Here is a 20,086-nt window from a genome sequence, read left to right as displayed (position 1 = left end):
CGATGTCCCAGAACGTCTCCGCCCTTCTCTACATCGTCTCCGGCGTCCTCTTCATCATGGCGTTGCGGGGGCTCTCGCACCCGACCACGTCGCGGCAGGGTAACCTCTACGGCATGATCGGCATGGCGCTCGCCGTGCTCACCACGCTGATCGGCCATCCGCCCGCCGGCTTCGGCGCCTGGATCCTCGTGATCCTCGGCATTGGCATCGGCGGCGGCGCGGGCGCGGTCATCGCCAAGCGCGTCCCGATGACGGCGATGCCGCAACTCGTGGCGGCGTTCCACTCGCTGGTCGGCCTTGCCGCCGTCGCGGGCGCTGCGGCGACGCTCCACGCGCCGCAGGCGGTCGGCATCCTCGAGAACGGCCACATCCACAAGCAGTCGCTGTTTGAGATGGCGCTCGGCGCCGCGATCGGAGCGATCACCTTCACCGGCTCGGTCATCGCCTTTGCCAAGCTCGACGGGCGGATGTCAGGCAAGCCGATCATGCTGCCCCAGCGGCACTTGATCAACATCGGCATTGCGGTGGCGCTGGTGGTGCTGATCGCCCTGTTCATCGGCAACGAGAGCAAGGCGGTGTTCTGGCTGATCGTGCTGCTGTCCTTCGCGTTGGGCGGCCTGCTGATCATCCCGATCGGCGGCGCGGACATGCCGGTCGTCGTGTCGATGCTCAATTCCTACTCGGGTTGGGCCGCGGCCGGCATCGGCTTCACCCTCGGCAACCTCGCGCTGATCATCACCGGCGCCCTGGTCGGCTCCTCGGGCGCGATCCTGTCGTACATCATGTGCCACGCGATGAACCGGTCGTTCATCTCGGTCATCCTGGGCGGGTTCGGCGGCGATACCGCCGCAGCCGGTCCGGGCCAGGTCGAGACGCGCCCGGTCAAGCAGGGCTCGGCCGACGACGCCGCCTACATCATGAAGAACGCCGAGCGCGTCATCATCGTCCCGGGATACGGGATGGCGGTCGCGCAAGCGCAGCACAGCTTGCGCGAGATGGCCGACCTCCTGAAGAAGGAGGGCGTCGATGTGAAATACGCCATCCACCCGGTGGCGGGCCGTATGCCGGGCCACATGAACGTGCTGCTCGCCGAGGCGAACGTGCCCTACGACGAGGTGTTCGAGCTGGAAGATATCAACGGCGAGTTCCCGCAGGCCGACGTGGCCTTCGTGATCGGCGCCAACGACGTCACCAACCCGGCCGCGAAGACCGACAAAGCCTCGCCGATCTACGGCATGCCCATCCTCGACGTGGAGCGGGCCAAGACGGTGCTGTTCATCAAGCGAGGCATGGGCTCCGGCTATGCTGGCGTCGAGAACGAGGTGTTCTTCCGCGACAACACCATGATGCTGTTCGGTGACGCCAAGAAGGTGGTCGACAACATCCTCAAGGCGTTCTGAGGCCCTCTACAGGGTGGTTTGGCGAGGGGCGGGCAGTGATGCGCGCCCCTTTGTCGTACCGGCTCGCCGTTCGATCGCGCCCGCTGTTGCTGATGCACCCGCGCGTCCGGGGCCGACACGGTGTAGGGTGCCATCCGTGTCCGCCGCCCCCGCCTCGCTGATCTCCGAACCGCCGCCGTTCCTGGGGGTATCCGCATCTGTGACAGGGCGGCGCTGGCAGGAGCGCTGTGCCGGCTCGGCAGTGCAGAACCAGATCGCCAAGATGGTCCAGGCACACGGTCTGCCCGAGTTGCTGGCCCGTGTTCTGGCCGGTCGGCAGGTGGCCCCGGACGGGGCCGCTCGGCATCTGGCGCCGCGCCTGCGCGACCTGATGCCGGATCCGGACACGCTTCTCGACATGGATGTGGCCGTGCGCCGGCTGGTCCACGCGATCCGGTGCGGTGAGATCGTCGCCGTGTTCGGCGATTACGATGTCGACGGCGCGGCCAGCGCAGCGATGCTCGCCGGCTACCTGCGCCAGCTCGGCCTTCGGGCCCCGATCCACATTCCCGACCGGATCACAGAGGGCTACGGACCCAACGTCGCGGCGATCACCGCGCTCGCAGCCGAGGGGGCGACCCTGCTGGTCTGCGTCGATTGCGGCACCAGCGGCCACGGGCCTCTGGAGGAGGCCGAAAAGTCCGGTCTCGACGTCATCGTCCTGGATCACCACGCCGCCGCCGAGGTGTTGCCGCCAGCCCGGGCCATCGTGAACCCGAACCGCCTCGACGACCTCTCCGGGCTCGGCCATCTCTGCGCCGCCGGCGTGGTGTTCCTGACGCTTGCCGCCCTAAACCGCGCCCTGCGCCGGGACGGCTTCTTCGGGCCGCATCGCCCCGAGCCGGCGCTCACAGACGCCCTCGACCTCGTGGCGCTGGCGACCGTTGCCGACGTCGTCCCGTTGGTCGGCCTGAACCGCGCCTTCGTTACCCAGGGATTGACGGTGATGCGCCACCGGGGCCGGACCGGTCTGGCGGCTCTGCTCGACGCCGCCTCGCTCAGTGAGCCCCCGGAAGCGTGGCATCTCGGCTTCGTGCTCGGGCCGCGGATCAACGCTGGCGGTCGCATCGGGGATTCGGCGCTGGGCGCGCGCCTGCTCACCACCGCGGATCCCGCCGAGGCCGCACGCATCGCCGCGGACCTCGACCGGCTCAACCGCGAGCGTCAGGCCATCGAGGCCCATGCCGTGGCCGAGGCCGAAGCCGAGATGGACCGCGCCCTGACCCACGATCCCGCGCGCGCCGTCCTGGTGACCGGGGACGCCGCGTGGCATCCGGGCATCGTCGGGTTGATCGCGGCGCGGCTGAAGGAGCGCTTCAACCGGCCGGCCTTCGCGTTCGCGATCAGGCCCGACGGCAGCGCCACCGGTTCCGGGCGCTCGATCCCCGGGGCCGATCTCGGCCTGGCCGTCCGGGCCTGCGTCGAGGCCGGGCTCGCGAGCAAGGGGGGCGGTCACGCCATGGCGGCGGGCGTCACTCTTCGGGCCGACGACATCCCCCGCTTCGAGACACATCTGGCCGCGTTGCTCGGCGCCAGCGTCGCCGTCTCGCGGGCCGCCGACGCATTGCTAATCGACGGCGGATTGAGCGCCGGCGGCGCCACCGCCGAGACCGTCCGGCTGCTCCAGCGCGCCGGACCGTTCGGTCAGGGCGCCCCGGAGCCGGTCTTCGCGCTCGGCCGTCACCGCCTGGTCGACGCCGCCGTGGTCGGCACCGGGCACGTCCGGGCGCGCCTGCGCAGTCGCGACGGACAGGCTGTGGGTGCGATCTGCTTCCGGGCAGCCGAGCGGCCGCTGGGCCAGGCCCTGCTGAGGGGCATCGGCCAGGAGATGCACGTCGCCGGTACCCTGTCCTGCGACCGCTGGCGCGGTGCCGAGCGGGCGCAAGTACGGATCGTCGATCTGGCTCCGGCCGAAGCCTGACGCATCGATCCTAAGGTGGCCGCCGGCTTACCGACAATGACGATGCGCTGATCGTTCAGCTTCCTGCCATCACCAGTGCCCAGAACCGCTTGTAGCGGGTGTTGGGCGCATCGACCCGGGCGATGCCGATCCTGCGGATCTGCGGGAGCAGCATGTTCTTGTTGTGCTCGGAGCTGGCCTTCCAGCGCGCCAGCACCTGTTCGAAGGTCTCCGAGCCGGCGCTGAGATTCTCCGCCGCGTAGGACTTCGCCAGGCCGGCCGAGGCCATCCGCGATGTGAAGCTGCCGCCGACATCGTGGCTGAGCTGGCCGTTGCGCGCGTTGTTGCCGGCCTGGAACGCGGCCGCCTTCACCAGGCCGCCGTCGACGACGACCGGGCTCAATCCGTGCTGGACCCGATAGGCCGAGATCGCGGCCGCCGCCGCGACCTCGTCGAGGATCGCGGTATGGGTCGCGTTCTCGACATTGGGCTCGGGCGTGAAGGACAGGCCGCCGCAGCCGGCAAGTGCCAGCGCCAGGGCCGCGGCGAGAGGAAGGAGAGCTTTGGACACGGTCGATCGCAGTTCCGGGAGGGATGCGTCTCCCTCGGGACCGGTTGCGGCGAAAGCGCGGCGCTGGGAGACGCCCGCAGGCGCAACAACCCGACCGTGGCACGACGGCCACGGGTCTTATGCCGCGAGCGCGTCACCCCCGAGCATGACCGGCGCGAATACGCGCAGAAGATCGGGATCCAGATGGCCAATCCCGTCGACCATGATCGCCAGCGCCTCGGCGGGGCTGGCGGGTTGGCGATAGGCGCGCCGTTCGGTCAGCGCCGAGAACACGTCGCAGATCGCCACGATCCGCACGAGATCGGAGATCGCCCGGCCGGAGAGCCGGTCCGGGTAGCCGTTGCCGTCCAGCCGTTCGTGATGATGCAGGACGACATCGATCACCTCGGCCTCGAAGCCGCCCTGTGCCCGCAGCAGGTCGGCGCCGATCACGGGATGCCGCTGCATCAGCCGCAGCTCTTCCGGATCCAGATGGCCCGGTTTGTTCAGGATCTCCGTCGGGATCCGCGATTTGCCGATGTCGTGGAGCAGGGCGGATCGCACGAGGCGGGCGAGATCGATCCGGCTCAAACCGATCTGCGCCCCGAAACTGGCAGCGTGGCCCGCGACCCCGAGGGTGTGCTGGTAGACGCCGACATCATGGCGCCAGACTTCGGCGAGCCAGGCCGTGATCCCGGCCTCCGAGACGGCAGCCAGAACCAGTTCGATGCCACGCTCGACATCGGCGCGCTGCAGGCCCGCCCCGAGCGCCGCACTGTCGAACAGCTCGGCCACGATCCCGGTGGCATCCGTGACGCGGCCGACGAGGCGCTGCATGCGGGTTTCCACCGAGCGCGTCACCGCCTCGATCATGGCGAAGACGTTGGCCAGCACGAGCTGGCGCGGTGCGGCGGCGGGCAACTGCCGAAGATGCGGCGCCGGGCTGAGCGGCTCGCCGCGGACCAGGACCAGGCGCGGGATCGGACGGCCGCGATGGGTCAGGGCCGGCTCGAAAGCCGCGGCCTGCGCCGGATGCAAATCCAGGATGATGAGGTGCGGGCGCCCCGCCGGGATCGCCGAGCCGGCGGCAACCGCCCGGCAATCCATGACCAGCGCGATGGCGCGCTCCAGGGCCGCCCGCTCGGTCGGGCGATCCGAAATCAACAGCACGAACGGGCTGTTTGCGGTCTGCGCTTGTATGCCGAGGGCCAACGCGGTTGCTCCCCGGTCCGCATGGTCAACGATATGTTGACGCTAACGGAAACCTTTGAGCAAAGTGTTAACCCTACGCAATCTGCCGGCGTATAGGCGCCGAAAAACAGTGTTTACGCGAGGCTGACGGCGCCGTCCTGCCGGGTCTGCTGCGCGACGGGCTTGCCGGCATCGGACGCCGGGCTCAGTACGTCGGCGAGCTTGACGGCCAGGAGGGCCTGGCAGGCGGCGAAGGCGGTGAATACGACGACGAAGTTGGCGATCATCGGAAGGCTCCGGTACGGCTCGGCTGGACGCTGAATGGTGCGATGCAAGAAGTGCCATGCCGCAACGCAAACTGGTATGCCAAATACCGAATGCCAAATATGTCGAGAGCGCATGCCCTCGCCGAGGCGGTGAAACCGACCGGCCGACGCATTTCCGAAGGGGATCGCCGCTTTGTAAGCGACAGCCTCGTGCGATCCGCGAGCGACGTATTGCACCGCAAGCGCGGCTGCAATCACAGGCACGGCTGAGGATTGAGGTCGCTTGTAGCGTGCCGTGGCGTTGAACGGACCGCTGAGCGTTGTCGCGCCAATCCCCGCTTGGGACGGACGGTCAGTCCAGATAATCGCCGTAGGTGTCGACGTGTTGCGCCAGTCCAAGACCGTGCTCGCGCACGAGCCGCTCGGCCGTGTCGGCGTTCCGGGCCTCCAGCGCGGCGATGATCGCCACGTGCTCGCGGATCGAATGCTGCGCGCGGTCGCCCTGCCGCAACGCGGTGCTGCGAATTCCCCGCACATGCATCAGCAGATTGCTGGTGAGCTCCGCAATCGGCTCGCAATGTCCGAGCGCGATGATCCGCTGGTGGAAGCGGATGTTGGCATCCGAATATTCGTCGATGTGCTCGGACGGCTGTCCTTCGTAGAATTCCGGGAATGATTCACGCAGGGCACGTAGCTGCGCGTCGGTGGCCCGGGTGCAGGCGAGCCGGGCCGCCATGCTCTCCAGCGCCGTCCAGGCGTGGATCATGCCGACGATTTCGCCCTTGTTCTTCTTGATGACGAACACGCCGCGGCGCGCCTCGGACCGGACGAACCCCTCCTGCTCCAGCACGGTGAGCGCCTCGCGCACGGGTGTGCGGCTGACCCCGAGATCCTGCGACAGTTTCCGCTCATCGAGCCGCACCTCATCGGGCCGCCCGTAGATATCCATGTTGGTTATAGCAGTTTTGAGCGCTTCATAAGCCAAGGTCCGTAGACTGGAGCTGGCGACGATCGGTTTAACGCTCAACGGTTCTGAGTTCGACATGCCTCGTCCAGCCGGCCCACGCCCATATTGTCTCGCACGTGTTCTCTATCGTGCGCTCGTAAAACGAACTAACGCAAACCTTTTCCCGATCCTAGTCAATTACGAGCCGACCCACAGACCCTTGGGCCTGAGCGCAGTCCGGCCTGTGCGCCGTCGAGGAGCACTATCTGGAACGGTAGTTCCGGATTTGGCCCGTACGAATGACGGCGCGCATTAATCCAGCGGCATATTCGTGTATTTTTATGCAGGATCGATTGACAGAATCTCCCGCCGCCAGCACCATCCTTCTGGCATACCGTACACCAGCATGTTTTCGGTGACGGGGTGCGACGGTCAGTGATAACACCGGCAGAGTTTTCGTTTGTCTGTCGGTCAAGAATTTTTCAAAGCATGCCGTTCGCTTTGTTCTGACAAGGGCGGCCGTGTCCGGGCATAAACACCGCCGGGATTAGATACAGAATAATAAATCCAGCCAGGAGGGAAGCGTATGTCCGAGATTCGCAAACCGGTTGGGGCGGGCCGATGGCTGCAGCTCGCATTCGGCGTCGTCTGCATGTGCATGATCGCCAACATGCAGTACGGCTGGACCTTCTTCGTGAATCCGATGCAGGAGCGTCACGGCTGGGATCGCGCCGCGATCCAGATCGCGTTCACGCTGTTCGTCGTCACCGAGACCTGGCTGGTCCCGATCGAAGGCTGGTTCGTGGACAAGTACGGTCCGCGGATCGTCACCTTGTTCGGCGGCCTGCTGTGCGGCATCGCCTGGGTGATGAATTCTTACGCCGAAACGCTGACGATGCTCTACGTCGCCGCCGCGATCGGCGGCACCGGCGCCGGAGCGGTCTACGGCACCTGCGTCGGCAATTCGCTCAAGTGGTTCCCGGACCGCCGCGGTCTCGCCGCCGGCATCACCGCGATGGGTTTCGGCGCCGGTTCGGCACTGACCGTCGTGCCGATCCAGGCGATGATCAAGTCGCAGGGCTACGAGGCCGCGTTCTTCTACTTCGGCATCGGCCAGGGCGTGATCGTGATGCTGATCGCCCTGTTCCTGCGGTCGCCGGCCAAGGGCCAGGTCCCGGACGTCGCCCGGGTCAGCCAGTCCAAGCGCGACTTCAAGCCCGGCGAGATGGTGCGCACCCCGATCTTCTGGGTGATGTACGCGATGTTCGTCATGATGGCCGCCGGCGGCCTGATGGCCACCGCGCAGCTCGGCCCGATCGCCAAGGACTTCAAGATCGCCGACGTCCCGGTCTCGCTGCTGGGGATCACGCTGCCTGCGCTTACCTTCGCGGCGACTCTCGACCGCGTGCTCAACGGCGTGACGCGGCCGTTCTTCGGCTGGGTCTCGGACCATATCGGCCGCGAGAACACGATGTTCATCTCCTTCGCCATCGAAGGTTTGGGCATCTACGCGCTGAGCCAGTTCGGTGAGAACCCGATCGCCTTCGTGCTGCTCACCGGCCTGGTGTTCTTCGCCTGGGGCGAGATCTACTCGCTGTTCCCTGCGACCTGCGGCGACACGTTCGGGTCGAAATACGCGGCGACCAATGCCGGCCTGCTCTACACGGCCAAAGGCACCGCGGCCCTGATCGTGCCCTATACCAGCGTGCTCACGACCATGACCGGAAGCTGGCACACGGTGTTCCTGGTGGCGGCCGGTCTCAACATCCTGGCGGCGCTCCTGGCCCTGTTCGTTCTCAAGCCAATGCGCGCAGCCTACACCAAGGCCCCGCAGACGAGCCTGGCACCAGTTCTGGCCCAGTAACGGCAGGACCCATCCGCTCAGAGGCCCGGCGCCGCTTTACGGCGCCGGGCCTTCATGCGTACCGGATGCCGGCTGCAACCGGAGACCGGGCATGGACAAGGACGAACGGATCGCGCGCGAGGGCGTCGTCGCGGCGGCGCGGGATCTCGACGCGCAGGGCCTGAACCGGGGCACCTCGGGCAACGTCTCGGTGCGGTTCCGCGACGGCCTGCTGATCACCCCCTCGGGGGTGCCGACGGCGCGCATGGGCCCGGACGACATCGTGCCGATGGCACTCGACGGGACCTACCCGGCGGGGCTCAGGCCGTCCTCGGAATGGCGCTTCCATCGGGATATCCTGGCGGCGCGGCCCGAGGCTGGCGCTGTCGTCCACGCCCACCCGATCCACTGCACCGCCTTCGCCCTCTGCGGGCGGCAGATCCCGGCGGTCCACTACATGATCGCAGCCTTCGGCGGCCCCAACGTGCGCTGCGCACCCTACGCGCCCTACGGCACCGCGGAGCTGTCGGAACTAGCGCTCGCCGCCCTCGAAGGCCGAAACGTCTGCCTGTTGGCCAATCACGGCATGATCGCCGCCGGCGGCAGCCTAGAGAAGGCCGTGTGGCTGGCCGTCGAGTTAGAGACCCTGTGCTGGCAATATGCCGTGGCGCTTCAGGTCGGGGCTCCGAACGTCCTGTCCGACCACGAGATCGCCAACACCGTCGAGCGCTTCCGCGGCTACGGGCTCAATGCCACCGACTGATATCGGCGCTCGGTCGGCAGTCAGCGCCCGAGAAACTGCCCGACCGCGATGCCGCCGGACGCGGCGAACTCGGCGGCCGAGACCTTCTTGCCGTCCTCCGGCTTGACCTTCCGGACCTCGATCCGGCCGCCCTGCGCGCAGACGCTGAACCCGTCGTCGTCCACGGCGATGACCTCGCCCGGCTTGCCCTTCACGTCGCCCAGGCGGCGGACCGGGTGCAGGCGCGCATCGAAGATCTGCAGCTTCTTGCCGGCCAGGGTGGTCCAGGCGCCCGGAGCCGGGTTCGCGGCGCGGATCAGGTTGTAGATCTGCTCGGCATGGGCGGACCAGCGAACCTCGGCCTCCGCGGTACGGAACCAGCCTTCGTAACTCGCTGCGTCCTCGTCCTGGTCGATCTCGATATGCTGGCCGGCCGCCACGAGGTCAGCCGCCTCCAGCATGGCGTCCACGCCCATCGGGAACAGGTTGTTGAAGTAGATGTCTCCGAGGGTCGCATCCCCGCCGATCTCGCAGACCTTCTGCAGGATCACCGGGCCCTCATCGAGGCCGTCAGTGGGGCGGAAGATCGTCAGCCCGGTCTGGAGGTCGCCCTTGGCGATCGGCCAGTTGATCGAGGACGGACCGCGATAACGCGGCAGCAGGCTCGGGTGGTATTGGATGGTGCCGTGCTTCGGGATGGTGACAAAGCTCTGCGGCGCGAATTGCAGCACGTACGCCATGATGCCGATATCGGCCTCGAGGCCGCGCATCGCCGCCTCGGCCTCCGGGCTCTTCAGGCTTGGGAATTGGAAGACCGGCAGCCCGTGCTCCTCCGCCGCGGTCTTCAGCACGTCGGGCTTGGCACCGGGCTTCTCCGGCGCGCAGAACACGCCCGCCACGGTATCCCCGCGCTTCAGAAATGCCTCCAGGACGGCCTTGCCGAAGTCCTGCTGACCGATGACGGCGATGCGCATGGGCGATCCCTGGCGTCGTCCGGCCCCGAAGCGAGGCGGGATTTCTTGAGTTGGACTACGACGTTAAGCGGGCAGTCGGCGGCGATCCCGGACGCTCGGCCCGGAATCGCCTGAGGGCCTTACTCGGCCGCGATCTTCTGTACGCCACCGATGGCGCCGGAGCCGGAGATCTCGCCGACCTCCTCCTCCGAGTACTTGAGCACGTCGCGCAGGATCTCCTGGGTGTGCTCACCCAGGAGCGGCGAGCGCACGACCTCGGTCGGGCTCGCCGAGAGCTTGATCGGGTTGCCGACCGAGAGGTAGCGGCCGCGCGTCGGGTGATCGACCTCCACGATAGTACCGGTCGCCCGCAGCGCCTCGTCGGCGGCGATCTCCTTCATCGATAGGATCGGGCCGCACGGGATGTCGTGCCCGTTCAGGATGTCCATGGCCTCGAACTTGGACATCTTCATCGTCCAGGCCTCGATGCGCGTGAAGATCTCATTGAGGTGCGGCAGGCGCGCCTTCGGGGAGGCGTAGTTCGGGTCGGTCTTCCAATCGGGCTCGCCGATGATGTCGCAGATCGGATCCCAGACCGCTGCCTGGGTGATGACGTAGATGTAGGCGTTCGGGTCCTGCTCCCAGCCCTTGCAGCGCAGGATCCGGCCCGGCTGGCCGCCGCCGGAATCGTTGCCGGCCCGCGGGGTCGCCTCGCCGAACGGGATGCCTTCGCCGAACTGGCTGTATTCCTTGAGCGGGCCGTGCTCGAGGCGCTGCTGGTCGCGCAGCTTGACCCGACAGAGGTTCAGCACGCCGTCCTGCATGGCGCAGTCGACCTTCTGGCCGAGGCCGGTCTGGGTGCGGTGGTAGAGCGCCGTGACGATGCCCAACGCCAGGTGCAGGCCGGTGCCGGAATCGCCGATCTGGGCGCCGGTCACCATCGGGATGCCGTCCCGGAACCCGGTGGTGGAGGCCGAGCCGCCGGCGCATTGCGCGACATTCTCGTAGACCTTGCAATCCTCGTAGCGGCCGGGGCCGAAGCCCTTCACGGATGCCAAGATCATGCGCGGGTTCTTCGCGTGGATCTTCTCCCAGGTCAGACCCATCCGGGCCAACGCGCCGGGGGCGAAATTCTCCACGAGGACGTCGCATTCCTCGATGAGGCGCCAGAGCACCTCCTTGCCCTTCGGGTTCTTGGAATCGAGCGTGAGGGAGCGCTTGTTGTGGTTCAGCATCGTGAAATACAGGCTGTCCACATCCGGGATGTCCTGCAACTGCTGGCGGGTGGCGTCGCCGACTCCCGGCCGCTCGACCTTGATCACGTCAGCGCCGAACCAGGCCAGAAGCTGGGTGCAGGTCGGGCCGGATTGCACATGGGTGAAGTCCAGGATGCGGACGCCTTCAAGGGCCTTGGTCATGGTCGGTCTCGGATCTCGGATCGGGTTTCGGGAAGCGGCGGGCTGTGTCTCAGGTCGGGTCCGTGATCGGCCTGGCGCCGACGGACGGTGACGGGCTGCAGCGGTGAGGTCTCGCGCGCCGCGCCGTCGCGACGGCTGCGTAACGATCGTGGAGACCCGCGTCCCCGCGTCTCGGACGGATCATGCCGAACTCCCTCCCGATGCGCGGTCCCGTCGATTCGCGGACCCGTCACGCCGGCCCCATCGAGAGGGCCGTCACACTTGTATACCACATGCCATTCGCGGGAGGCGAGTAGAAAGAAGCACTCGCGAAGGTTGTAGGCATCGCCGTAGCATAGACCCAAGAGTTCTGCGTCTCAACGCTGCGGGCTCCGTGCACTGGGGGAACTGATCCGGTCCCTCTTGGCATACGTCTTAAGGCGGTCCATCATTCCGCCAAAATCCACCGTTCGCCAAACGGACGGTCCCGCGACAACGCTGAACGAGGAACGCCCATGCTCGCCAGCACCAGCTTGATCAAGTCTTCCTGGATTGCCGTCGATGTCGACCGCGACCGGGCGGAACGCGTGCTCGTCGTCGAGACCTACATCGCCGTGAGCCCGCTGGAACCGAATTTCGATGCCGCGCAATATGACCGCGTATTGTGCTGCGTGCAGAAGGTGTTGAAGGCGCATCCCGACATCGACCGCGCCTCGATCCTCAGCATGCACCGCGGCTCCGGCTGCACCGCCCTGTTCCGCGAGCCGCCCGCGGATCTCGCGAGGCCCGCGGCCGCCTGAAGTCCGCACCACGCTGGCGGCTTGCATTGCCCGCCCTGTGGGCGTGGCCCGAGTTACGGCGCGCTCGGCTCCGGGCCTGGCTGCGGCTCGTGCGAGTCCAGCGCCACCCGGGCGGCATGAAACCACCAGAGCGGGATATCCCGGTTGGCCGTGGCCAGGTCCGACGCCCAGCCCTCCTTCGGCATGACCTCGGCCCTGTCGGCGAACAGGCGGAGCGCGCTTTCCGCCCGTTCGCGTCGGCATCGTTCGCGGATCGCGACGCGCTCTGCTTCCGCCCGGGCATCGGTCTGCTCGATCAGGCGGCGGGTCGCCAACTCGTCGGCATCGAAGGCGAAGCGTTGCCAGAACGCTTCGGCCTCCCGGGCGACGTCTTTTTCCCGCAATGCCGTCGTCAGTTCGGCGTCGGCGGCCACGCGCTCGGCTTCCGCCGCGTTGACCCGCGCGAGCACCCGGTTGTTGGCCTCGAGCAACTCGCGTTCGCGCTCCGGCGCCATGCGCTGACGCCGCAGGACGCGCAATTCCTCGTCGCGCGCGGTGACATCGGTTCGATCCGTGATCAGGGCGGCGAGGGGACCTTCGGCCAGGGCGTCGGCGCGTTCGAGATAGCGCTCGCGCAGCCCGGGGTGATGCGTATCGAGGGCGTCATCGTCCCACGCCGGGTAATCGGCGATCCCGCTGCCGTCATGCTCGTAGAGGGTGCGCGCCAGGGCACGGCGCAGGTCGTCGGGCGGCGAGATCGCGACGTGTTCGTTCATGACGCTACGCTGGCGGCGAGTAACGGGATGGCAGTCAACGCGCTCGTTCAGCCGACGGACTCAGGGGCGCATGACGAACACACGTCATCGCACGGAAAATCGCGACCCGCACGCAAAGCCCTTGTCAGCCACGGGCGTGACAGTGCTGAGAGTCTTCTGACGGCTTCGGTCCAGCGATACAGGAATGAAGCAGCCGCGCGCTTTACAGGCTCGATGACCGCGGCTCAGCGCGTAGATCTTTCCGGGCGCCGTGACCATCGCGGCGCCGTGCGATCCGCATTGCAAGGTCCGTCACCTGCACACATGTCCGGTTTGCGTCGGCCTCAATCCGAAGGCCGGCGGCCGGCGGCCGGCTTTCAGTAGGATGCTCTCGATCTGCCTCCGCCAGGGGGGCGGCCATCGCGAAGCGCCGTCCACAACCAAAGGCCCGGGTGCGCGGCGAGCCTACGCGTCCGATTTGCGGGCGATGCGTTCCAGGACGTCGAACATCGGCTTCAACTCGTCCAGGTCGAGCTGATGGAATCCCAGGGTCCGGCCCATGATCACCCCGAGGATCGCGAAGAACAGCACCGAGCCCTCGCCGGGGCACGTGCTGTTCATCCCGCCGAGCCGGTCGAGTTGATCGGCCACGAAGGCCCGGTAATCGTTCAGAGCTTCGGGATACTCGATCGACGCCAGGAGCAGCGCCCGCGATGACTCGTCGTCGTCGCAGTAATGCGAGCGGACATGCGCCACCATCGCCATCGGCAATTGCGACGGCCCGGGCGGAACTTCACCCTCGCAGGCGACGATTTCCTCACGCAGCTCGGTGAGCTTGCGGGCCACCAGGGCCAGGATCAGCGCATCCTTCGATGCGTAGTGGTGCAGGACGCCGCCCTTGCTGAGACCGGCCTCGACCGCGACCGCATCGATGGTCAAGGCCCGTGCGCCGCCCTTGCGCAACACGGCGTCGGCCGCCTCCAGGATGATTTCCGGCCGTTCCGCCAGCCGCTGCCGTTTCGCACGCATAGGTCACCATTTTAGAAACCGACTGGACGGTATGTAAGCGATGGAGTAGGACCGCGTCACGCCGTTGGGCGCCCTTCGTCTGCAACGGCCGCCGACAAGATCCGCATGTTCGCTCAACGATACACAGCTCTCGTGCTCGCGACGATTGCGCTGGCACCAGCGGCCCGGGCGGCCGAACCGGCGGCGGAGCCCGATTCGGCGCTCGTGCGGGTCCGGATCGTCGAGGCGCGGCGTACGCCGGTCGCCTCGGAGGTCGTGCTCACCGGCGACATCCAGGCCCAGGCGCAGGTCAATGTCTCGTTCCGGACGAACGGCAAGGTCGCCGAGCGTCGGGTCGAGGTCGGCGACCACGTCGAGCCCGACCAGGTCCTCGCGGTGCTGGAGCCGCTGACCCAGCGGGCGAACCTCGACAACGCCAAGGCCGCCGTGGCCTCGGCCGAAGCGTTGCTGACCCAGGCCAAGATGGCGTTCGAGCGTCAGAAGCAGCTCCTGGCCGGCGGGTACACGACGCGGCCGAGCTACGACAATGCCGAGCAGGAGCTGCGGACCACGCAGGCGGCGCTCGATTCGGCCAAAGCCGCGCTGGGGACCGCGCAGGAGCAGTTCTCCTACACCGAGTTGCGCGCCGGCATCTCCGGGATCGTCACGAGCCGCAGCGTCGAGGTCGGCCAGGTGGTCCAGTCCGGCCAGACCGTCCTGGTGCTGGCGCAGGATGGCCCCCGGGATGCGGTGTTCAACGTCTACGAATCGCTGACCGCCCGGCCGCCGGGCGACAAGACCATCACGGTCACGCTGCAGACGAACCCGTCGATCTCGGTGAACGGCACGGTCCGCGAGATCTCGCCGACGGTCGATGCGTCGAGCGGCACGGTACGGGTCAAGATAGGCCTGGAACAGACGCCACCGGCCATGGGGCTCGGCGCGGTTGTCATCGGCCACGGGCGGTTTGCGCCACACGATGCGGTCATCCTGCCCTGGTCCGCGCTCTACCGCTACGGCGGACGCCCCGCGGTCTGGGTCTACGATCCCGGCAACCGAACCGTGTCGGTCCGCGCCGTCGAGATCGATAAATACGGGCCGGATGTCATCGCCCTGAAGGGCGGGATCGAGCCGGGCGAGCGCGTCGTGATCGCAGGTATTCAATTTCTGCGCCCCGGACAGGAGGTTGCTGCCAACCTCGTCGAGAGCAACCCATGAGCACGCGTGCGGTTCTGACTCTCACCGCCTGTGCGGTGATTCTCGGCGGATGCGGCGGACACGATGACCAGAACGCTGAGGCCGCGCCTGCACCCGTGCGGCCCGTCCTCATGCAGGTCGCCGTGCCGAAGGACGCCGTCATGTTCGGCCCCTTCGCGGGGACGGTCGAGCCGCGCTACCAGTCCCAGCTCGGCTTCCAGATCCCCGGCCGGATGATCGCGCGCGACGTGACCGTCGGCGACATCGTCACCAAGGGGCAGCGGCTGGCCGCCCTCGACACCGTGGTCACGCGGTTCGACCTCACCCGCGCCGAGGCCGATCTCGCGGATGCCCGGGGGCAGGCCGAGAATGCCGACGCCGCCGAGGCGCGCGCCCGGCGGCTCATGTCGGGCAACAACGTCTCGCAGGCGACCCTCGATCAGGCCGTGGCCAAGCGCGACACTGCGAAGGCGCGGCTCGATCAGGCGGCAGCGAGCCTTCAGAAGGCCCGGGACCAGATGGGCTACACCGAGCTCAAGGCGGAGTTCGACGGCGTCGTCACCCAGCGCCTCGCCGAGATCGGGCAGGTGTTGAGCGCCGGACAGGGCGTCGTCACCGTCGCCCGGCCGGAGATTCGCGAGGCGGTCGTCGACATCCCGGAGCAATATGTCGGCGCGTTGCCGGCGGATGGGGTGTTCACGGTGTCGCTCCAGAGCGCGCCCGAGCTGACGGCCCGGGGGCGCGTCCGGGAGATCGCGCCGCTCGCCGAGGCCGGGACACGGTCCCGGCGCATCCGCATCACGCTCGACGATCCCGGCCCGGCCTTCCGCCTGGGTGCGACGATCGACGTGGCGCTCTCCCGCACGGTGCCGCGCCACGTCCTCCTGCCCGCCGCAGCGCTGCTGGAAGACGGCCCGCGCCGCTCGGTCTGGGTCGTCGATGCGGCCGGAACATCGGTGGCGCGCCGGGACGTGACCCTGGCCTCTAACCCGGAGACGGTCGAGGCCGGACGCGTCGCCATCCGTGACGGTGTCGAACCGGGCGAGCGGGTCGTCGTCGCCGGCGTCCACGCCCTGCAGCAAGGCCAGGCCGTCCGCCTGACCGACGACGCCCGTTGATCCGGTCGGACGAGGGTTTTCCGTGAAGGCTTTCAATCTCTCCGACTGGGCGCTCGGGCACCGCTCGTTCGTCTGGTTCCTGATGGCGGTCTCGCTCGTGGCGGGCGTGATGGCCTATAGCCGCCTGGGCCGCGAGGAGGACCCACCCTTCACGATCAAGACCATGGTCGTGCAGACGACGTGGCCCGGCGCCACCATCAAGGACACCCTCGATCAGGTCACCGACCGCATCGAGAAGGAGCTGCAGCAGCTCAACGCCCTGGATTACGTCCGCAGCTACACGACGCCGGGGTCGTCGACGGTGTTCGTGCAGTTCCGCGACACGCTGAAAAAGTCCGAAGTTCAGCCGGCTTTCTACCAGGTCCGCAAGCGGCTCGGTGACATCAAGGGTCAGTTCCCGGACGGCGTGCAGGGCCCGTTCTTCAACGACGAGTTCGGCGATGTCTACGGCAACATCTACGCCTTCACGGCCGACGGGCTGACCTACCGCCAGCTGCGCGACTACGTCGAGGGCATCCGAACCGAAGTGCTCAGGGTCCCCGACATCGGCAAGACCCAGCTGATCGGAACCCAGGCCGAGACCATCTATCTCGACTTCTCGACCCGCAAGCTCGCCGGCTACGGCATCGACTTCCAGGCGCTGATCAAGGCGCTTCAGGCCCAGAACGCGGTGTCGGCCTCCGGCGTGGTGCAGGCCGGGCCGGAACGCGTCTCGCTGCGGGTCAGCGGCTCCTTCACCTCGGAGGCCTCGCTGCAGGACGTGAACCTGCGGGTCAACGACCGGTTCTTCCGGTTGGCCGACATCGCCGAGATCAGCCGCGGCTACGAGGATCCGCCCGCCCCGATGTTCCGGGTCGACGGCAAGGCCGCCATCGGCCTCGCCATCGCCATGCGGCCCGGCGCCAACCTGCTGCATTTCGGCGAGGCCCTGAAGGCGCAGATGCGGCGGATCGAGGCGACGCTGCCCGTGGGCGTGGGCGTCCACTTGGTGTCGGATCAACCCAAGCAGGTCGAGCACGCGGTCGGTGGCTTCACCGAGGCGCTGGTCGAGGCCGTGGTGATTGTGCTCGCGGTCAGCTTCGTCAGTCTTGGCGTGCGCGCCGGACTGGTGGTCTCGGTGTCGATCCCGCTGGTGCTGGCGATCGTCTTCGTGGTCATGCAGATGATGGACGTGACGCTCCAGCGCATCTCGCTCGGCGCGCTGATCATCGCGCTGGGCCTCCTTGTCGACGACGCCATGATCACGGTCGAGATGATGGTCGCCCGGCTGGAGCAGGGCGACACGCTCCGCAAGGCGGCGACCTTCGCCTACACCTCGACGGCCTTCCCGATGCTGACCGGCACGCTCGTGACGGTGGCGGGCTTCCTGCCGATCGGCTTCAACGGCTCGGGCGCGGGTGAATACACCTACTCGCTGTTCGTGGTGCTGGCCGCCGCGCTGCTGGTCTCCTGGGTGGTGGCCGTGCTGTTCGCCCCGCTGATCGGCGTGACGCTGCTGCCCAAGACCGTGAAGCACCATGCCGAGAAGCGCGGGTTGTTCACCCGCCTGTTCCTGGCGATGCTCAAGCTCGCGATGGCCTGGCGCTGGACCACGGTTGCCCTTTGCCTGGCGCTGATGGCGCTGGCCATCGTCGGAATGGGCCATGTCCAGCAGCAGTTCTTCCCGTCCTCGGATCGCTCAGAAGTGCTGGTCGACCTGACGCTGCCGCAGAACGCCACCATCGCCGAGACCAAGGCGCAGATGGACCGGTTCGAGGCGAAGCTGAAGGACGATCCGGACGTGACGAGCTGGTCGTCCTATGTCGGCCAGGGCGCCGTGCGCTTTTATCTGCCCCTCGACCAGCAGCTCTCCAACGCGTTCTACGGCCAGATCGTGGTCGTGACGAAATCCCTCGAGATCCGCGATCAGGTCATAACGCGGCTGCAGGCGATCGGCCGGCGCGACTTCGTGGGCACCGATGTTCTGATCCAGCCCCTGAGCCTCGGCCCGCCGGTCGGGCGCCCGGTCCAGTACCGCCTCAGCGGCCCGGACATGGAGACGGTGCGCCGCCTCTCCCTCGACCTCGGCAACGTGGTCGCCGCCGACAAACGTCTCGACGTGCCGACCTTCGACTGGAACGAGCCCGGCAAGGTCCTGCGGGTCGAGATCCTCCAGGACAAGGCGCGCCAGCTCGGGGTCACCAGCCAGGACATCGCCGGTATCCTCAACGGCATCGAGGGTGGCCAAGCGATCACCCAGGTGCGCGATTCGATCTATCTCGTGAACGTCGTCGGGCGGGCGCGGGCGATCGAGCGATCCTCGCTCGATACTCTCCAATCGCTGCAGGTCGGCCTCGCGAACGGCTCCGTCGTGCCGCTGCTGTCCTTCGCGCGGATCGGCTACGACCTGGAACAGCCGATCGTCTGGCGCCGGAACCGGCTGGCGACCGTGACGGTGCGGGCCACGATCCGCGACACCACGCAGCCGGCCACCATCGTGACCGCCCTCCAACCCGGCATCGACGCCTACGCGAAGGCGCTGCCCGAGGGCTACGCGCTGGAGACGGGCGGCGCCGTGGAAGAATCAGCCAAGGGCCAGGGTCCGATCGCCGCCGTCGTCCCGGTGATGCTGCTCACCATGGCGCTGCTGCTGATGGTGCAGCTCCAGAGCGTCGGCCGGATGCTGCTGGTCTTCGCCGTGGCGCCCCTCGGGCTGATCGGCGTGGTCCCGGCGCTGCTGCTGTTCGACAAGCCGATGGGCTTCGTGGCGATCCTCGGGATTTTGGCGCTGATCGGCATCATCATCCGCAACGCCGTGATCCTGGTGAGCCAGATCGAGGAGTTCCGGGACGAGGGCATGGCACCCTGGGATGCGGTCTACGAGGCGACCCACCATCGGATGCGGCCGATCCTGCTCACTGCCGCTGCGGCCAGCCTGGGCCTGATCCCGATTGCCCGGGAAGTGTTCTGGGGACCGATGGCATTCGCCATGATCGGCGGTATCCTGGCGGCGACCGTCCTGACACTCCTGTTCCTGCCCGCCCTTTATGTCGGCTGCTACCGGATCCGGCCTGAGAGCCGCGACCGGCACGCGGTGCAGAGTGCCTGAGCATCCGACATCACGGATCGCAGCGTGGCCTACGCTGCGATGAGCGGTCGGCCCGCCCCTCCGCCCCCTCAGGGCGGGCCGACCGTGAATCTTTCCCTCCGCATGCCTGCCGCGCAGTGGCTGGAAACTCCCGGCTGTTCCGACGCGTAAGGCGCCTGGAGCCGAGGAGCACCGCCCGCATGAACGCCTTCATCGCCGTCGTCCTGGTCTGTGCGAACGGGATCGCCCAGGAGGCCTGCACGGACTCAGAAGCGCTGGAGGTGCGCAAGGTCCGCGTCGCCAACGAACTCGGTTGCGCCACCGGCTGGCAGGAGATCATCGCCCGCACCGAGCGGCGCGACGAGATCGGCAAGTCCGCCTACCTCAAGACCGAGTGCCGCCGGGTGAAGGAGCCACAGTGACCGGATGCGGCCCCGCTACTTGTCGTACTTGATGTAGGCGAAGCGCGGATCCGACGGCGTGCCCTCCAGACCCTGTCCCTCCAGGGCCGGCTGCCAGGACACGACATCTTCGATCTTCTTGGCCAGGGCGAAATCCTTTTCGGTGATGCCCTTGGCCGCATGGTTCATCAGCCGAACCTCGACCCAGGCGTAGGACGCCGTGATGTCGGGGTGGTGCCAGGCGGCCTCGGCGAGGTGGCCCACCGTGTTGATCACCATGAGCGTGCCCTTCCACCCCGCCGTCTTGTAGGTGCGGCGGATCCAGCCGTCCTCCAGCCGCCAGTCCGGTAGCTCCGCCTTGAGCCGCGCTTCCACGGCCGCCTCGTCCAGAACGCCTTCGCGCCGTTCGATCATTCGCCTCGTCCTTTTCGTTCCGTCGGAGGCCGAGGGTGCCCGCGCCGTCGGCGGCGCGCAAGCGCGCAGGGGCGCCGGCCCCGGTGGACGGAGCGCCATGCGGGCCCTATGACCATTTTC

At 67.6% G+C, this 20,086-nt stretch carries 18 protein-coding genes; 9 read left to right on the top strand and 9 right to left on the bottom strand.

Features of this window, described 5'->3' with window-relative positions; all coding sequences use genetic code 11:
* Window positions 1–2 precede the first annotated feature (2 nt).
* Window positions 3–1,400, top strand: a complete 1,398-nt coding sequence (locus ACYQPG_RS24985) for an NAD(P)(+) transhydrogenase (Re/Si-specific) subunit beta (protein WP_461231951.1) — start codon at window positions 3–5, stop codon at window positions 1,398–1,400.
* A gap of 136 nt (window positions 1,401–1,536) precedes the next feature.
* A complete protein-coding gene (recJ, locus tag ACYQPG_RS24980) occupies window positions 1,537–3,360 on the top strand; it encodes a single-stranded-DNA-specific exonuclease RecJ (RefSeq protein ID WP_419830506.1) in 1,824 nt (607 codons plus the stop codon).
* 55 nt (window positions 3,361–3,415) lie between these two features.
* Here recJ and ACYQPG_RS24975 read toward each other — a convergent pair whose 3' ends face one another.
* The 4 genes from ACYQPG_RS24975 to ACYQPG_RS24960 form a co-directional block, all read right to left on the bottom strand.
* Window positions 3,416–3,910, bottom strand: coding sequence for a CAP domain-containing protein (locus tag ACYQPG_RS24975; RefSeq protein WP_147938513.1), 495 nt, complete (start codon window positions 3,908–3,910; stop codon window positions 3,416–3,418).
* Between the two features lie 117 nt (window positions 3,911–4,027).
* Window positions 4,028–5,101: an HD-GYP domain-containing protein gene (locus tag ACYQPG_RS24970; protein WP_419830505.1), complete on the bottom strand. Its 1,074-nt coding sequence runs from the start codon at window positions 5,099–5,101 to the stop codon at window positions 4,028–4,030.
* A gap of 113 nt (window positions 5,102–5,214) precedes the next feature.
* Window positions 5,215–5,367, bottom strand: coding sequence for a hypothetical protein (locus tag ACYQPG_RS24965; RefSeq protein WP_187193691.1), 153 nt, complete (start codon window positions 5,365–5,367; stop codon window positions 5,215–5,217).
* Between the two features lie 331 nt (window positions 5,368–5,698).
* Window positions 5,699–6,391 (bottom strand): GntR family transcriptional regulator, encoded by a 693-nt coding sequence (locus ACYQPG_RS24960; RefSeq protein ID WP_147906701.1) that lies wholly within the window; start codon window positions 6,389–6,391, stop codon window positions 5,699–5,701.
* 487 nt (window positions 6,392–6,878) lie between these two features.
* Here ACYQPG_RS24960 and oxlT point away from each other — a divergent pair, with 487 nt between their 5' ends.
* Entirely contained in the window at window positions 6,879–8,156 is a 1,278-nt protein-coding gene (gene oxlT / locus ACYQPG_RS24955; RefSeq protein ID WP_147906702.1) for an oxalate/formate MFS antiporter, read from the top strand.
* A 91-nt stretch (window positions 8,157–8,247) separates the two neighbouring features.
* On the top strand, window positions 8,248–8,898 hold the full coding sequence (locus ACYQPG_RS24950) for a class II aldolase/adducin family protein (RefSeq protein ID WP_419830504.1): 651 nt from the start codon (window positions 8,248–8,250) through the stop codon (window positions 8,896–8,898).
* A 20-nt stretch (window positions 8,899–8,918) separates the two neighbouring features.
* On the opposite strand, the gene ACYQPG_RS24945 is transcribed toward ACYQPG_RS24950, so the two are convergent.
* Window positions 8,919–9,851, bottom strand: coding sequence for a methionyl-tRNA formyltransferase (locus ACYQPG_RS24945; RefSeq protein WP_419830503.1), 933 nt, complete (start codon window positions 9,849–9,851; stop codon window positions 8,919–8,921).
* Window positions 9,852–9,970: 119 nt separating this feature from the next.
* Window positions 9,971–11,248, bottom strand: a complete 1,278-nt coding sequence (gene frc, locus ACYQPG_RS24940; protein ID WP_147854566.1) for a formyl-CoA transferase — start codon at window positions 11,246–11,248, stop codon at window positions 9,971–9,973.
* A 494-nt stretch (window positions 11,249–11,742) separates the two neighbouring features.
* On the opposite strand from frc, the gene ACYQPG_RS24935 reads away from it, so the two are divergent.
* Window positions 11,743–12,027 carry a hypothetical protein gene (locus ACYQPG_RS24935; RefSeq protein WP_147906706.1) on the top strand — a complete coding sequence of 95 codons (285 nt, stop codon included), beginning with the start codon at window positions 11,743–11,745 and terminating at the stop codon, window positions 12,025–12,027.
* 53 nt (window positions 12,028–12,080) lie between these two features.
* Here the strand turns inward: ACYQPG_RS24935 and ACYQPG_RS24930 are convergent, their stop codons facing one another.
* Window positions 12,081–12,782, bottom strand: a complete 702-nt coding sequence (locus ACYQPG_RS24930) for a hypothetical protein (protein WP_419830502.1) — start codon at window positions 12,780–12,782, stop codon at window positions 12,081–12,083.
* Window positions 12,783–13,226: 444 nt separating this feature from the next.
* Complete coding sequence (locus tag ACYQPG_RS24925) at window positions 13,227–13,790, bottom strand: TetR/AcrR family transcriptional regulator (protein WP_419830501.1); 564 nt, start codon at window positions 13,788–13,790, stop codon at window positions 13,227–13,229.
* 105 nt (window positions 13,791–13,895) lie between these two features.
* Here ACYQPG_RS24925 and ACYQPG_RS24920 point away from each other — a divergent pair, with 105 nt between their 5' ends.
* From ACYQPG_RS24920 to ACYQPG_RS24905, 4 genes are all read left to right on the top strand, one after another.
* Complete coding sequence (locus ACYQPG_RS24920; protein ID WP_419830500.1) at window positions 13,896–14,987, top strand: efflux RND transporter periplasmic adaptor subunit; 1,092 nt, start codon at window positions 13,896–13,898, stop codon at window positions 14,985–14,987.
* Window positions 14,984–16,084 (top strand): efflux RND transporter periplasmic adaptor subunit, encoded by a 1,101-nt coding sequence (locus ACYQPG_RS24915; protein WP_461231950.1) that lies wholly within the window; start codon window positions 14,984–14,986, stop codon window positions 16,082–16,084. The genes ACYQPG_RS24920 and ACYQPG_RS24915 overlap by 4 nt, the downstream gene beginning before the upstream one ends.
* Before the next feature lie 22 nt (window positions 16,085–16,106).
* A complete protein-coding gene (locus ACYQPG_RS24910; RefSeq protein WP_461231949.1) occupies window positions 16,107–19,172 on the top strand; it encodes an efflux RND transporter permease subunit in 3,066 nt (1,021 codons plus the stop codon).
* A 179-nt stretch (window positions 19,173–19,351) separates the two neighbouring features.
* Window positions 19,352–19,573 (top strand): hypothetical protein, encoded by a 222-nt coding sequence (locus ACYQPG_RS24905; protein WP_419830498.1) that lies wholly within the window; start codon window positions 19,352–19,354, stop codon window positions 19,571–19,573.
* Between the two features lie 15 nt (window positions 19,574–19,588).
* On the opposite strand, the gene ACYQPG_RS24900 is transcribed toward ACYQPG_RS24905, so the two are convergent.
* Complete coding sequence (locus ACYQPG_RS24900; RefSeq protein ID WP_461231948.1) at window positions 19,589–19,966, bottom strand: 4a-hydroxytetrahydrobiopterin dehydratase; 378 nt, start codon at window positions 19,964–19,966, stop codon at window positions 19,589–19,591.
* Between the last annotated feature and the right edge of the window lie 120 nt (window positions 19,967–20,086).

The organism is Methylobacterium sp. CM6246 (assembly GCF_054818005.1).
The sequence above is the reverse complement of the archived record's forward strand: the minus strand, read 5'-3'. Positions and strand labels throughout refer to the sequence as shown.

Coding starts and splice junctions, on each gene's coding strand:
- ACYQPG_RS24925 (WP_419830501.1), bottom strand. CDS start 13,790: ATGCGTGCGAAACGGCAGCGGCTGGCGGAACGGCCGGAAATCATCCTG.
- ACYQPG_RS24985 (WP_461231951.1), top strand. CDS start 3: ATGTCCCAGAACGTCTCCGCCCTTCTCTACATCGTCTCCGGCGTCCTC.
- ACYQPG_RS24920 (WP_419830500.1), top strand. CDS start 13,896: ATGTTCGCTCAACGATACACAGCTCTCGTGCTCGCGACGATTGCGCTG.
- ACYQPG_RS24900 (WP_461231948.1), bottom strand. CDS start 19,966: ATGATCGAACGGCGCGAAGGCGTTCTGGACGAGGCGGCCGTGGAAGCG.
- frc (WP_147854566.1), bottom strand. CDS start 11,248: ATGACCAAGGCCCTTGAAGGCGTCCGCATCCTGGACTTCACCCATGTG.
- ACYQPG_RS24965 (WP_187193691.1), bottom strand. CDS start 5,367: ATGATCGCCAACTTCGTCGTCGTATTCACCGCCTTCGCCGCCTGCCAG.
- ACYQPG_RS24945 (WP_419830503.1), bottom strand. CDS start 9,851: ATGCGCATCGCCGTCATCGGTCAGCAGGACTTCGGCAAGGCCGTCCTG.
- ACYQPG_RS24915 (WP_461231950.1), top strand. CDS start 14,984: ATGAGCACGCGTGCGGTTCTGACTCTCACCGCCTGTGCGGTGATTCTC.
- ACYQPG_RS24935 (WP_147906706.1), top strand. CDS start 11,743: ATGCTCGCCAGCACCAGCTTGATCAAGTCTTCCTGGATTGCCGTCGAT.
- ACYQPG_RS24960 (WP_147906701.1), bottom strand. CDS start 6,391: ATGTCGAACTCAGAACCGTTGAGCGTTAAACCGATCGTCGCCAGCTCC.
- ACYQPG_RS24950 (WP_419830504.1), top strand. CDS start 8,248: ATGGACAAGGACGAACGGATCGCGCGCGAGGGCGTCGTCGCGGCGGCG.
- ACYQPG_RS24930 (WP_419830502.1), bottom strand. CDS start 12,782: ATGAACGAACACGTCGCGATCTCGCCGCCCGACGACCTGCGCCGTGCC.
- oxlT (WP_147906702.1), top strand. CDS start 6,879: ATGTCCGAGATTCGCAAACCGGTTGGGGCGGGCCGATGGCTGCAGCTC.
- ACYQPG_RS24905 (WP_419830498.1), top strand. CDS start 19,352: ATGAACGCCTTCATCGCCGTCGTCCTGGTCTGTGCGAACGGGATCGCC.